The sequence below is a fragment of the Methanobrevibacter filiformis genome (assembly GCF_001639265.1).
GTDB classification, from domain to species: Archaea; Methanobacteriota; Methanobacteria; order Methanobacteriales; family Methanobacteriaceae; genus Methanacia; species Methanacia filiformis.
On sequence record NZ_LWMT01000037.1, the window covers coordinates 14,577 to 29,683 of the forward strand.

Below are 15,107 nucleotides of genomic sequence, written 5' to 3' on the forward strand. Positions count from 1 at the left end.
ATGGTAAAACTTACTATGGAACCAGTAACTCGTATTGAAGGACATGCAAAAATTACTGTGAATTTAGATGAAGCAGGAAATGTTCAAGATACTAAGTTACATGTTATGGAATTTAGAGGATTCGAGAAATTTATGCAAGGACGTCCTGTGGAAGAAGCTCCAAGGATTGTTCCAAGAATTTGTGGTATTTGTGATGTACAACACCACTTAGCTGCTGCTAAAGCTGCAGATCAATGTTATGGGTTTAAAGATGATGAAATCTTACCTGATGCTTATAAGATGAGAGAACTTATGAACTGGGGTTCATACATGCACTCTCACGCGCTTCATTTCTATTTCTTAGCAGCACCTGATTTTGTTATCCCTGATGCAACCAGAAAAACCAGAAATGTTTTCCAAATTATTAAAGATATGCCGGAAGTTGCATTACAAGCTATTCAAATGAGGAAAAACGGTTTGGATATCGTTAAAGCTGTTGGTGGAAGACCAATTCACCCTACTTCTTCAACTCCAGGTGGTATTTCAACAGAATTAGATGCTGAAACTCAAAAAGATTTACTTGGTAAAGCAAAACAAAATGTAGAATTAGCACAAGCAACTTTAGACTTAGCTATTCCTATATTCCAAGATAAAATTGAATTAGCATCTACTCTTGGTAACTTCGGTGACACAAGACATTGTGGTTTAACTAAAGATGGTGTTTGGGATGTTTACAACGGTGATGTAAGAATTAAAAGTAAAGATGGTTCTAAAATCGAATATGAATACAACAACCTCGAATACTTAGACATTGTAGCAGAGCATGTTAAACCATACTCCTGGTTAAAATTCCCTTACATTAAAGAATTAGGCTATCCTGAAGGTATCTACCGTGTAGCTCCTTTATCAAGAATCAATGTCTGTGATAAAATGCCTGATGTAGCACCTCTTGCTCAAGACAGACTAAAAGAATTCCGTGATGCATTTGGCTATGCACAAGCACCATTACTCACTCACTGGGCTAGACTTATCGAACTTCTCGCTTCTGCAGAATCTGCAGTTGGACACTTAGAAGGAGATTTATCTGGTAAAAAATTCCCTGATTCAATTGAAAGAGTAGCTGGTGAAGGTGCAGGTATTGTAGAAGCACCTCGTGGTACTTTAATACACCATTACAAAACTGATGATGATGGTTTAATGACCAATGTCAACATCGTTGTTGCAACAATACAAAACAACCCTGCTATGGAAATGGGTATTCAAAAGGTAGCTAAAGATTACATTAAGCCAGGTGTCGAAGTAGATGATAAAATATTCAACTTAATGGAAATGGTTATCAGAGCATACGACCCTTGTTTATCCTGTGCAACACACACAATGGATACTCAAATGAGATTAGCTACCATCGAAGTATATGATAGCGAAGGCCAATTAATAAACAAACTCTAACTGGAGTGTAAAAATGATAGTAGTCAATCAAGAAGACTGCATCAAGTGTGGGGCTTGTGAAGGTACTTGTCCATCTACAGCTATTCTTTTAAAAGATCAAAGCATCATAAATTGTGATGTCTGTAATGGTGAACCAAAATGTATCGAAATTTGTCCTAACGATGCATTATCTGCTGATGAGTTAGTTATAGATGAAGATGGTGAACCACAACTTAGGATTGTTTTCAACCCTGCTAAATGTGATCAATGTGGGGACTGCGTAGACATTTGCCCACAAAAAACTCTTCAAATTGTTGAGACTGAAAAATTACCTCTACAAGGATACTGTGTAATGTGTCAAAAATGTGTAAACATTTGTCCTGTTGAAGTAATAGGTATTCCTGGAATTAAGGAACCTAAAGTCCGTGATTTAACCATTGAAGGTCCTATATACATTGAAGATTGTGTAGGTTGTAGTAGATGTGTAGAAGAATGCCCAGTTAATGCAATTACTCTTGATAAAATCGGTGGAGAAATCGACATCGATGAGTCTGTCTGTATTAAATGTGGTGTCTGTTCACAAACTTGTCCATGGGATGCAGTTTTCATATCTGGTAAAAGACCAAATAAACGTTCAAAAGTTGTTAATGAATTCACACTTGAAGCTGATGCATGTATTGGATGTAATAGCTGTGTAGATGCATGTCCTGGAGACTTCATTGAAGCAAAAGGGCTTAATTTATCAGTAGATCTTCCACATAACTGTCCTGCATGTGGATTATGTGAAAGTATATGTCCTGTAGATGCAATTAAATTAGATATTACTTTAGGTGATGCTAAACCTGCTGGTGATGAAGGCGTAGTTAATGTTCCTGAAAAATGTGATTTTGTAGGAGCATGTGCTAATATTTGCCCATCTGGAGCTATTAGGGTAGTTACTAAAACAGGTCTTGAAGCACCTGCTGGTGTAAAAACTGATAGTGAACCATCATTTAACATGTGTGTTAGATGTGGAGCTTGTGCTGCAATATGTCCAAATGATGCTCTCGAAGTCACTTCCATTGAAAAAATGGTTGATGGCAAACTTGTAGTACGTGACAGACTTCAGTTCAGCCCATCTAAATGTAACAAATGTGGTGACTGTATAGACACTTGTCCATACAACATGTTACAACTCCAAGAAGAAGGTAATTTACCTTTAACTGGTTTCTGTACTTTATGTGAACAATGTGTAGATGCATGTCCTAAAGATGCATTAATCTTTAAATAATAATAGCTATATCTTTATGTAGCGATTTATTATTTTTCTTTTTTATTTTTCTTACTTTTATTTATATTTTCAAAATAGCTAAATATCTCAAATATTTGTATTTAAATTTTCTTTTGCTTATTTTATTATCAAATATTTTAAATATAAAGAATACACATAAATATATATTATAAAAAATCTATGGTTTTTTACAAAATTTTATTCATACCAACAAACTTTTAAACAAACTTTTTGAAAAGAAGAAAAACCAGAAAAAATGAGAAATCAAAGATTTTCTAACTTAATAAATTAAGTTTGATCAAAGCTATTTTAAAAAATAAGCATTTCATTTATGATAAAATGTTTTTTTAAATACAAAATTAAATTTTACATTTTAGAAATAAAAAATATAAAAATAATAAATTAATCTCCTGTAAAATAAGGATTATATAATAAATAATAATGCACATAAATGGTGTAATATTATCATGTGCAAATAGAAGGAGTGATTTAATGAAGAATTCTAAGAAGGCATTATTTTTCGCTGTTATTATTTTAGCCATTATCTTATTGTCTTATGGTTTGTACGAAAATAGTAAATTATACAATGAACAAATGAATCAAAACAATACTGCTAATTTGTCTAATAATTCTACTATTAATGCTTCAGTAAATAATTCTAATAATACTACTAATACTAGCTATTATCTCCCTGAAAACACTACAACAACAAATAATATAAATCAGCAAAACCAGCTATCTACTGATGGAGGTAACTATAATTCAAACAACAATGGTGGAAGCAGCTCAAATTATAAACCTCCAGCAAGTAATACTGGTGGAGGAAGCTCAAACACAGGAGGAAGTTCTGATAGTGACTCAGGATCTACTGATGTTATCACACCTGTAACACCAGATAATGGTGGAGATTCAAGTTCTGAATTTGCTGGTGATCCAGAAACGAACTAAGAAACAACATAATTTATTTTAAAAATGTTTAATAACATTTATTTTTTATTTTATTTTTATTTTTTCCAATTTCTTTCTTTTTAATTGAATATAATCCTTTTTTAATTTAATTAATTTATAATTTATTTTAATTTTAAATTGTTTTAATAAGAACAATTTAGTTATAGGTCCAAAATATTACCCTTAGCAACATTGATTCTTTTTGTAATGTTTGTAGCTCTCTTTTTCTGTGTATTTTTCGCTTTTTATTATAACAACATCATAATTGGTATGATTAATAGAAATCATTGTTAAATATTTTAATAAAGTGAAAAATACTTTATAAAATTTAAAATACAACAGAAATGTGTAAACAGTTTATAAATTTTAAAATACAATAGAAATATATAAATATTTTATGAGTTTTAAAATACAGTAGAAATATATAAATATTTTATGAGTTTTAAAATACAGTAGAAATATATAAATATTTTATGAGTTTTAAAATACAGTAGAAATATATAAATATTTTATGAAATATAATATATTTGGTGAAAAATATGTTTCCAACAACTAAGATTTCAAAATCATTTCAAACTGTGGTTCCTTCTGAAATTAGAAAAAAATATAACATTAAGGGAGAAGACATAATTGAATGGATAGACAGTGATGATGGATTAAAAATTAACATAAGGAAAAAAGTAACTGATGAAGACATAATCGGATCTTTATCCGCGAATTTTAAATATGATAGCGTTAAATTAAAAAAAATGCACAACAAAGGGAAAAAGATTAACAAAGAGATGTTTAAATGATATTTGTCGATGCAACATTCATAATAGCTATTGCATCAGATATAGATCAATGGCATGAAAGAGCAGTTGAAATACTTCCAAAAATTAAAAAAGAAAAAAGAATAACCTCAGAACTTATAATTTCAGAGATTGTAACTTTAGTTGGGGCATTACATGGAGGAAAATCAGCATTAAAGATTTATAATTATATTAAAGACAACTATATTATTTATAAAGATGATAAATTGTTAGATGAAAGTATGTTAGAACTTTTAAAATATGATGGAACTTTATCTTTAGCTGATAGCTCTGCCCTAACAATTATGAAAAAATTAAATATTCATGAAATAGCTTCTTTTGATGATGATTTTGATAATAAAGACCATGTTGTTAGAATACATTGATTTTGATTTTTTTCCAATAATTTTAACATCTGAAAATAAATGTAAAAAATATTAGGAGTAAAATAATAAGAAACTAAATAATTTGCATCAAGAAATATCATAAGTAGTCACTTTTCATCTCCCTTATGAGTTTTACAGCATTAAAAGGTTTATCAGTTTTTCCTATACCTGCCATTTTTAGAAGTCTTTCAGGGTTGGGATTATAAGTATCTTTATTATCTATTAAATATTCTGGTATTTTATTCTTCTTTTTAGATTCTATTCCTTTTTATATCCATATCATTAATAAAAGTTTATTTTTCTGTTTTATTTTCTTTTTTAGCTATTTCACTAATAATTTTTAATAAGTCGGGCTGATTTTAATATCATCAGTCATAGTTACCATTATTATTCAATCCTCCTATATTTTTAATATTAATATAATCGAAGGTTTTTCTAAATTTCCTTCAGAAATACATGTTTAATCAAAAAAGTTATTTAATGAAATAAGCATTTCAAACGGAAAGATACTTTTAACATATATAAATTACCATAAATTACCTTAGTTATATTCTTTGGAATTTATAAATGGTTACTAAAATTGATTTTGTTAATTAATGCTTTTAAATATTTTACTTTTCATTTTATGAAATAGCTATTAATGGAATATAAATAATATTATCTTCTTTTCTTATTTTTTCTGTTGTATTTGATATTATTATTCCATATTCTGATTTATATTTTACTATTGCTTTTGTGATTTGTTTTTTATCTTTTTTTCCCAGACCTACTTCTATTGGAATAATTTTATCACCAATATCTATTAAAAAATCTACACCATTAATTGAGGGATCATAATATATATTTAAATATTGATTTAGGTTTTCCCTTAGTTTAAATAAATAAGATGCAATGAAGTTTTCAGCTAAAAGACCTAAAATTTTTCTATCATAAATATTAAACTTTCCAAATTTGTATCTTATAGATGCATTTATTGATTGAGATAAAAAATAATATTTCCATGGCTTTCTTATTTGTTTTCCACCACTTCCATAGGGTTTTATACTAAATATTAATTGAGTTTTTTCTAAAACATCCAAAATTTCTCTAATTGATTTTGCAGACTTAGATAAGATTGTTGCTAATTTTTTATCAGAAGTTCCTCCAGGATCTTGCAATCCAATGTATGTAATTATTTGATTGATAGTGGATATTGTATTTGTGTTAAAAGATTTTAATGTGAAAACATCTTTTTCTATTATTCTATTAATCATAGCAAAAGTTCTTATAAACACATCCTCTTTTTTCATATATAATCCATAAGGGAAGTCTCTATAGATTAAAAATTTCTCCCATTCTTTCACAATAGGTTTATTAGTGTTTAACAGGTTTAGATTCATTTCACTCTCTTTTTTAATAGCATTATCTACATTTCCTGTGAATATCAGTTGGGTTATTATGTTTTCATAATTTTTTGGTGGGGAAATTTTATTTTTCAATAGATTATACTCATTAAAGTTCATTGGAAAAACAAGTTCTTTTTTTATTCTTCTTACTGCATCAACATTCATTTCAAAGTCTAATGCAGAGGATCCAGTGAAAATTATGAAGATTTTTTTTGTTTTATCATAGATTATCTTTCCTGTTCTTGACCATTTCTTATCATATTGTGCTTCATCAATTAATATAAATAGTTCCTCTTTTAAGTTTGTGATTCTAGAATTATGAATATCCTTAATAAAAACATTTATTACTTCATATAAATCAGTTCCTAAGTAATCTAATTCATCAGCAGGAATATAGAGTACTCTATTTTTAGAGATGTTTTCTTCATTTATTAAATAATCATATATTTGAAATAGGGATGTTGTTTTTCCAACTCCTCTTAAACCTGCTAAAGTAATGAATCTGTTTTCAACATAACCTTCTAAGAACATGTTAACATGTTTTTTAATTTTAAAATATATTTTTCTATACTCAATATTATAACCATTTATTTTCAAATTGTCTTCCAATACATCCATACCTTGAAACAACAATTCATTAACATAATTTAATACCTTATCATTTTCCATTTTTTACCACGACAATAATATTAGTTATTTAATAAAATATTCTCTATATCCTTTTATTTATTTTTATAGTCAATACTATATAAATATTTATTTATTTTTAGAAACAATATATTTCAATAAAAAATTTCTTAGAGATAAAACAACTGCTTTAATTGTGGTAGCTTAATGATCTTAATCTATAATTGAACAAACTATGAATTATATTGATCATGTTGTATTTTATTATTTATTTTTTATTTAGCCTTATTTTTCTTATTTTTTCATAATATTTACTTTATATTCTGTATATTTTCATATTTATGCCTTATTATTTCTTATTATTGATATTAGTTTTGTATAACGATCATAAACTTTAAATATTATTCTTTTGATATTTCTTAATAGTTATTATATTATTAATTAAATTTTTCTGTTCAATAATGTTTATAAAGGAGTATATTTTATAATCATGGGTTGTTATGGAGAAATGTTTATGTTTTTGGGTCTTAAAAATGGGGTTAAAAGCAATAGGTACATATTATTTTTGTTTTTACTGACATTGATTCTTTTTGTAGTGGTTTCGTCTGTTAGTGGTGCTGATGTTACGGTTTCAGGTAATTCTTTTACTAGTGTTGAAAGTTCTTTTAATTCAGGAGACATTGTTCATTTAGGTAGTAAAACTTATGTTTCTGATGGTAATAAGATTGATGTAGATGTGAATAATTTCAAATGAAATATTTAATACAATTTATGGTATACATATCAAAGGTTCAAAAAATAAGATAAAATCCAATAACATTATTTCAAAATCCATGGAATTGTAATCAGAGGAGATTACAATGAAATAAAACAGAATATAGCAAATAAAAACAAATATCACGGAGTAGATGTAAAAGGAAACAAAAATACAATAACCTTAAACACTTTTAAGAACAATAAATGCCATGAAATAAAAGTAATTGGTAAAAATAATAAAATAGCTAAAAATAAGATAGCTAAAAGAAAAAAACCATTATCAATTTCTAAAAACAACTAAGTTCTTATATTTTGAGGATAAAAGAGCTGTTAAATTAATTTATAGGTATTTTTGTGTAGTTTAGGACAATACTGGAAAATGAACTATACAAAATCTTCGTTATATAAAACAAACACTAAGTTAAAATTTATTTATTCTTAACAATATTATTGTATACAATATTTATACAGTTATCATTTTCACTATCTTAAAAATTAGGGTGCTGAATTTACATGAAAAAATGAAGGTCATTCATCGTTTTTTGCATGTTTTAATGTGTAATTATCTATTTTTTCTAAAAATACAGATACATTTTTGTTTAAATTTCATGTAGGCATTTAAAATTCTTGAATACTTTATTATACTTTTATGAATCTATTTATAATAACTCTACAATCATTCATATATTTATTTTTGACATAATAGGCTGTGCAACGATTATTTTTTGTAAAAATAGATATCTAATTAAAATAAATTAAAATATTTGTAAGTCATTAATACATATTTTTTATAAAAAATAAATGTTTAAAATAGTTATAATTAATAAATAACTCATATTAATTAGTTAAATTGAATTAAAAATAGTTTAAAGGATAATAAAAATTAAATGTTTAAAAATAACTATTTTTAGTAAATAGTTGTTAATATTAATTAAAATAGAATTTTATTAAATATTTATGTTTATTTTTATAATATTATTTATTATAATTCTATAAATGTAATTTTAAGTTAATTAACAAAATTTAAAAAATTAGATTTTTGAATTGTTGCACAGCCTTATAATATCATATATGAACAAATCACACACAATGCTTAGAAAAAATAAGTTCTACCATAAAGTTTTAAAAATATTACTTTTCAGATGCTCTAAGAAATAGTTTATTAGCAATTTTAAATAAATTAAGTAGTATAAATGATTTATAACTATCTATTAAAATTTAATTATTAAGTGAGAATATGCCAAAGGAAAGTATAAATGTTAAAGATACAGAAATTACATTAATTACAAAAGGAGAAAATGATTATTTATCTATTACAGATATTGCAAAATATAAATCTGATGAACCTTTTGAGGTAATTAGAAATTGGTTAAGAAACAGAAATACATTAGAATTTTTAGGCATTTGGGAAAGTTTATATAATTCAAATTTTAAACCTGTCGAATTCGACAGGTTTAGAAACCAAGCAGGTTTAAATTCATTTACATTATCTCCTAAAAAATGGATAGAAAAAACTGATGCTATTGGATTAATTTCCAAATCAGGACGCTATGGTGGCACTTATGCTCATAAAGACATTGCATTTAAATTTGCAAATTGGATTTCTGTGGAATTTGAATTATATGTTGCTAAAGAGTTTCAAAGACTTAAAAATAATGAATTAAATTCAAAAGAATGGAATCTTCAAAGAACCTTATCAAAAATTAATTATACTATTCATACTGATGCAATTAAGGAGGTACTCATTCCTAAATTAGTTACATCAAAACAATCTAAATTTGTCTATGCTAACGAAGCGGATTTATTAAATGTTGCCATTTTTGGAAAAACTGCAGCAGAGTGGAGAGATGAAAACCCAAATAAGAAAGGTAACATTCGTGATTATGGAACATTAGAACAATTGGTGGTACTTTCAAATATGGAAAGTATAAATGCACTATTAATTCATCAAGAACTCTCACAAGAGACAAGAATCATAGAATTAAATAAGGTAGCAATCACTCAACTGTCTTCACTTGTCAAAAATAAACAATTAAAGCAATTAAAATAGAAAATTGATTAATTTAAAGCGTTTTAAATTTTTTTACTATTGGTCTTGAAAAATTAAATAACTATTTAAGACACTGATTTTAAGACGTATTTATAGTAATGGCACGATTTTAAAAACTATATTGGTGGAAATTTGTGATTGAATACATAATAAATTAATCATAGTTTTCAATTTATACTGTTATTATATCTATTTTTTCTATTATAATTACATTATATGTAGTTATAGCTATTTGTATGGTTTTAAAAGAATTAAATCACAAATAAATTTATATATTATTAAAAACATATAATATATTATTAATATTCTACCTATTTCTTCTGTAAAACCTTAAATGCTAATATTAATCATCATTTGAACAAGAAATAAATAGTCTAATTAAAGTAAGATTTTTCAACAAATTTAAGAAAAGGAGGTTTAATCATGAAAGAAGGGATTAATAGAAATTCTTTGAAATATGAACACTTTAAAAAGATTTGTTTAGGTACACAAACCTTTAAATTTTTAAGAAAAAATGATTTTCTTTATGTAGATAAAACAAAAGAAATCTATAATTTGCTACATAATGAGAAAATAGTTTTTTTATCAAGACCTCGAAGATTTGGTAAGTCATTACTTGTTAGTACTTTAAAAAGTCTTTTTTTAGGAGATAAAGAGCTTTTTAAGGGACTTTATGTCTATGATAAGTGGGATTGGAATAACCAATACAATGTAATACATTTAGATATGAGTGATTTAGAAAATAGTTCAACTGAAGAATTAAAATTAGATTTAGAAAACACTATTGAAACCATTGCAAAATCATATAATATATCACTTAATGAGAAAGTTTCTGTAAGGAAAAAGTTTTCAAATTTAATAATGAAATTGTATATTAGTACAGGTAAGGAAGTTGTTGTTCTCATTGATGAGTATGATGCTCCAATTCTTGATAATATAAATAATGAAGAGTTAGCTGATGCTAATCGGGAAGTCATTGAAAGTTTTTACAGAGCTTTAAAAAATAAAGATGAGTATCTTAATTTTGTCTTTATAACAGGTATTAGTAAATTTGCCCACACTTCTATATTCTCTAAGTTGAATAATCCAACTGACATTACATTATCTAATAATTATTCTACTATCTGTGGTATAACGCATGAGGAGTTAACAAAATATTGTTTAGATCATATTAACTCTTTTGCTGATAAAAATAATATTAGTTATGATGATGCTTTATCTAATATTGATTATTGGTATGATGGTTATAGTTTTGATGGTGAAAAAAGAGTTTTTAATCCCTTTTCTACTTTATCTGCTCTGAAAAAAGGAAAATTTTCTCAATATTGGTTTGCAACAGGAACACCTCACTTTTTAGTTGATATATTAAAAAATAGGGAAGAGACTATTAATTTTGAGAATATGGTTATAAATGAAAATGACTTAAACGAAATTGACCCAAAAAACATTGTTGATTTGTCTTTGCTTTTCCAAGGAGGTTATTTAACAATTGATAAAGAATATGTCAATGTTAATGGTGAAATTGAATATTCGCTTAAGATACCTAATTTTGAAGTTAAACAAGCATACAAGGATAATTTGATAAATTTCTATTTAAGTGAAGTTGAAGAGGATATTCTAGACTTTCAAGATGAATTATGGGAAGATATTAAAAATGGGGATTGTGAAAGTTTAACTAATTATTTAGAAATTCAACTTGGTGAAATTCCGTACTATCTTAATATAACAACAAGGAATGATAGATGGAAAGTTAAACAAACAATATTTTTACTATTACTAAAAAATATGGGCTTTAAAATTAGAAGTGAAGTGCCAATTAATCAAGGTAGAATTGATGCAGTATTTAGGGATAAAAAACAAGTAGTTATTACAGAAGTTAAATACACTCAAGACCAGAAAAAATCAATTGATACATTAGTTGATAATGCTTTAAATCAAATACACACAAAACAATATTATAGACTTTATAAAAACAAGAAATATAACGTAATTTTACTTGCAATAGCATTTAAAGACACTAAAATTAATAAAAAAGACACCATAACTGAAGTAAAATGTAAAATCGAGAAATTAGATCATAACTAAATTTAATAGGATCAAGAAAATTTAAGTATGTTTTATATTATTTTTTTTAAATTTGGAGTTGTTACACACCATCTAATTTAAAATATTTCATTTTGAAGGTTTTTTAATAAGATTTATACCTAAATTTAATAATCTTACATTAGAAATACTCATGTCTTTTGTCTTAAAATAATTTTAGTGATTAGTCTAATTCAACATATAATTTATGTCCTTCTAGATCTAATTTAGTAAATTTGCCATGAACTATTTTTTTATTATTTAAAATATCTACCATTTCTATTTTGTTTCCATTAATTTCAACTACCATAACATCTTCCATTATTATTTCATTTTCTGCTGTATATACTGTTGATTCACACATATTTTCACCTTTAATTAAATTTATAAATCTTAGTCAATCCTTAAGCTAAACTATATATTTCCCTTTATTATCATTATAAACTTCTCCATCTTCCATAATAATTTTTCCATTTGATATAGTTGTAATAGCTATTCCTTTATATTTAAACCCATCAAATGGACTGTATTGTGATTTAGTGTAGAAGTTCTCAATATTTATCTTTCCTTCTTTTTTCATATCTATAATTGTAATGTCTCCATCATATCCGACTTTAAGAGATCCTTTATTTTTAAGATTAAATCTTTTTGAAACATTAATTGTCATTGAGTTTATAAGAACATTTAAGTCTAAATTTCCTTTATTCACTTCTGTTAAAAGTGGTGGTACTGTTGTTTCTAAATTAGGAATTCCTGGACTTGATTCCATGGGTCCTTGATTTTTTTCTTTAAGTGTGTGGGGAGCATGGTCGGTTCCAATCATTCCAATGTTTTTTAAGTTAGTTACTGTTATATTTTCTACACTTGGTCTAAGTGGGGGGTTTGTTTTAACTAATGTGCCATAGCTATTAAAAGCATCACTATTAAGTAATAGGTGATGAGGAGTTGCTTCACAGCTAATATCAACATTTTCTTTATTTTTAGCATTATTTACTAAATCTAATGCTTTCTTTACAGTTAAGTGACATATATGTATAGCTATATTGTATTTTTTAGATAATTTTATTGCATATTTTATTGATTCTATTTCTGCTTGTGGGGGACGGTGAAAGGTATATGAGATGGGGGAATCAGTATGATTTAGATTGTTTGCATTGATTTCCTTTGTTTGTGATGCGATGATTTCTTTGTTTTCACAGTGTAATGTTATTTTAATAGGGTCTATCTTGCTTAATTCGATGTCTTTTTTTTCTTGTAGTTTGGGTTTTTGATTGAGGGGGATAGCTATTTTTTTATTTATATCTGAAATGTTTTTAAAAAGCTCATCTAATTCATTATCTTTGTGTAAATCCATAAATATTTTAAATGAAGCTGGCTTAAGATTAGATATTTCTTCTATCTCTGTATTATTATTTATTCCACTGTGAAGTGAGAAGTCTATTATTGATTTTTTTTCACCTATTTTTATTTTTTCTTTGAAATTTTTTAATGTATCTGTTGGAGGTATTGTGTTTGGCATGTCTATTATAGTTGTAAATCCGCCATTCGCTGCTGCCATCGATCCTGTTTTGAAATCTTCTTTTTTTGTAAGTCCAGGGTCTCTAAAGTGAACATGTGGGTCTATTAATCCTGGAATAACTAAGTTATACTCAGCATCTTTTATTTTATCTGCTTTTAAAGGGTTTTTTGATATCTGAGCTATTTTATCATCTTTAACTCCTATGTAATAACTATTTTCTTTTCCTATTAATTTACAATTTTTAATCACTAAATCCATTATAATTACTTCCTCTTCTATTATTTATGAATTGTTTTTTATTAGTTTATCTTTTTTATTTATTATAGCGGATTCTTTAAGTATTTTATAATATTTTTATCTTTATTAAGTTGTATTATATAATATTTTAGATTATTATTCATTGGTATTATCTTTATTTTCTATTTTTTTTGAATAGCTATTTTATTTCACTTACTTGTCATTTTTATCTATTTATTAATGGTTTTATTTTTTTATTTTTTTATTTTTTTTATATCATTTTAAATAGCTATTTTATGACTTAGTTATTATTATTTTGTTTAGATTTCTATTTTTTCTTTTTTCTTTTCTATTATTGGTATCGTTGTTTTCTATTTTTTCTTTTAATGTATTTTTTCTTATTTTTTTATCTTTTCTATCTTTTTTATTTATTCTTATTCTATTTCATCCTTTTTTTCATTTATTTTTTCTTTTTATCATGATTTATTATATAAAAAAATTATATTAGATTTATCATGTCTCGATTTGTATTATATTAATCTATAATATCTTAGTTTTTTATATTATTATTAGTATTTTTCATGAGTGTACATGTTTTTTCCATATAGTATATATATAACATTGACACATAAATATAGACATCTACTCAATAATAGGTAAGGATGATTGTATGTTTAAATGGAGATTGGATAAAGAAAAAAACTGTGAGAAGTGCGTTTACTATAATAATGCGCATATTCCATGTGAATTAGTAGTGCAAAATGATTATCATTTTGGGATCTTTAATAAGGATTTAAATAGTTTGTTAAATGTTTTTCAGGATGTTATTCAATATAAAATAGATAATAATGAAGTTGGTTTGGAATCGGATGATTTAACCTGTGTTTTATCAAATATCTGTCCTTTGTATGAGAATGATGTTGGTAACTGTCTTGAGAAAGATGATTAAGTAATATAAATGTATTATATGTCAAATGATTATGTAACTGTATTATATAAATTGTATTATTAATTGTACTATATAATTTCCTAGGAAATATTATAAGTATAATATTTTTAGGCAAAATATTTTTAAGTTTATATTAATTATAAATTATTTAGTTGGGCTATTGACTAATTAGTTGGCTTCAGATTAATTAAATTGATTTGGATACATTAGAATAGTCATAATATTTTAATTAATAATCCTATATTTGATTGAACTTAATGATAGAACAAATTGTTAAAACGACAAATCAATGATTTCCCTAGTTTCATCCAGAAACAAAAGTTTAAAAATCAAAGATTTTTTAACTTAATAAGCTAAGTTTAATCAATAATTACTTCATAAATTAAGCATTTAAAACATAAAAATGCTTTTAGTAAATAACATTTTTTTAATTCCATAATAAAATTGAGTTTTTCAAAAACATGTGTCTAATTAAGTATTAATATACTACTTAATTATTTTATTTAAATTATTTAATATCTATTTGTATTGTTTATTATACTATTTTATACTATTATTATATTTAATTTTTATAGGAGATTATCCATAATTAAAATAAAGGTTTATGATTGTTGGATATGGTTTTAGATGTTTTTTAGTTTTTGTTTTAGTTTTTTGGTCTATTTTTTGTGTTTTAGTTTTAAACTTTTTTAATCTGTTT

13 protein-coding genes are annotated in these 15,107 nt (G+C 25.4%); 10 read left to right on the forward strand and 3 right to left on the reverse strand.

Annotated features, from left to right (window positions below; translation table 11 throughout):
- From MBFIL_RS01430 to MBFIL_RS01450, 5 genes are all read left to right on the forward strand, one after another.
- Positions 1-1,428 (forward strand): Ni/Fe hydrogenase subunit alpha, encoded by a 1,428-nt coding sequence (locus MBFIL_RS01430; protein ID WP_066970769.1) that lies wholly within the window; start codon positions 1-3, stop codon positions 1,426-1,428.
- A 13-nt stretch (positions 1,429-1,441) separates the two neighbouring features.
- On the forward strand, positions 1,442-2,677 hold the full coding sequence (locus MBFIL_RS01435; protein WP_066970772.1) for a 4Fe-4S binding protein: 1,236 nt from the start codon (positions 1,442-1,444) through the stop codon (positions 2,675-2,677).
- Positions 2,678-3,169: 492 nt separating this feature from the next.
- The gene (locus MBFIL_RS01440; RefSeq protein ID WP_066970774.1) at positions 3,170-3,625 is read left to right on the forward strand and encodes a hypothetical protein; all 456 of its coding nucleotides are present in this window, start codon (positions 3,170-3,172) and stop codon (positions 3,623-3,625) included.
- Positions 3,626-4,164: 539 nt separating this feature from the next.
- On the forward strand, positions 4,165-4,419 hold the full coding sequence (locus MBFIL_RS01445; RefSeq protein ID WP_066970776.1) for an AbrB/MazE/SpoVT family DNA-binding domain-containing protein: 255 nt from the start codon (positions 4,165-4,167) through the stop codon (positions 4,417-4,419).
- Positions 4,416-4,802, forward strand: coding sequence for a type II toxin-antitoxin system VapC family toxin (locus MBFIL_RS01450; protein WP_066970778.1), 387 nt, complete (start codon positions 4,416-4,418; stop codon positions 4,800-4,802). The genes MBFIL_RS01445 and MBFIL_RS01450 overlap by 4 nt, the downstream gene beginning before the upstream one ends.
- A 623-nt stretch (positions 4,803-5,425) precedes the next feature.
- On the opposite strand, the gene MBFIL_RS01455 is transcribed toward MBFIL_RS01450, so the two are convergent.
- Positions 5,426-6,856, reverse strand: coding sequence for an ATP-binding protein (locus MBFIL_RS01455; protein WP_066970781.1), 1,431 nt, complete (start codon positions 6,854-6,856; stop codon positions 5,426-5,428).
- A 472-nt stretch (positions 6,857-7,328) separates the two neighbouring features.
- Between MBFIL_RS01455 and MBFIL_RS01460 the strand changes: the two genes are divergently transcribed.
- The 4 genes from MBFIL_RS01460 (at position 7,329) to MBFIL_RS01470 (ending at position 11,705) form a co-directional block, all read left to right on the forward strand.
- A complete protein-coding gene (locus tag MBFIL_RS01460; RefSeq protein ID WP_066970783.1) occupies positions 7,329-7,568 on the forward strand; it encodes a hypothetical protein in 240 nt (79 codons plus the stop codon).
- A 90-nt stretch (positions 7,569-7,658) separates the two neighbouring features.
- Positions 7,659-7,871, forward strand: a complete 213-nt coding sequence (locus MBFIL_RS11220; protein ID WP_369324003.1) for a hypothetical protein — start codon at positions 7,659-7,661, stop codon at positions 7,869-7,871.
- 936 nt (positions 7,872-8,807) lie between these two features.
- Complete coding sequence (locus MBFIL_RS01465) at positions 8,808-9,620, forward strand: KilA-N domain-containing protein (protein WP_066970785.1); 813 nt, start codon at positions 8,808-8,810, stop codon at positions 9,618-9,620.
- Between the two features lie 423 nt (positions 9,621-10,043).
- The gene (locus MBFIL_RS01470) at positions 10,044-11,705 is read left to right on the forward strand and encodes an ATP-binding protein (RefSeq protein ID WP_066970787.1); all 1,662 of its coding nucleotides are present in this window, start codon (positions 10,044-10,046) and stop codon (positions 11,703-11,705) included.
- A gap of 181 nt (positions 11,706-11,886) precedes the next feature.
- Here MBFIL_RS01470 and MBFIL_RS01475 read toward each other — a convergent pair whose 3' ends face one another.
- Together MBFIL_RS01475 and MBFIL_RS01480 are read right to left on the reverse strand one after the other, a co-directional pair.
- Positions 11,887-12,066: a CooT family nickel-binding protein gene (locus MBFIL_RS01475; RefSeq protein ID WP_066970789.1), complete on the reverse strand. Its 180-nt coding sequence runs from the start codon at positions 12,064-12,066 to the stop codon at positions 11,887-11,889.
- 45 nt (positions 12,067-12,111) lie between these two features.
- Entirely contained in the window at positions 12,112-13,479 is a 1,368-nt protein-coding gene (locus MBFIL_RS01480; RefSeq protein WP_066970790.1) for a dihydroorotase, read from the reverse strand.
- 649 nt (positions 13,480-14,128) lie between these two features.
- On the opposite strand from MBFIL_RS01480, the gene MBFIL_RS01485 reads away from it, so the two are divergent.
- Positions 14,129-14,407 carry a hypothetical protein gene (locus MBFIL_RS01485; RefSeq protein WP_066970793.1) on the forward strand — a complete coding sequence of 93 codons (279 nt, stop codon included), beginning with the start codon at positions 14,129-14,131 and terminating at the stop codon, positions 14,405-14,407.
- The last annotated feature ends 700 nt before the right edge of the window (positions 14,408-15,107 follow it).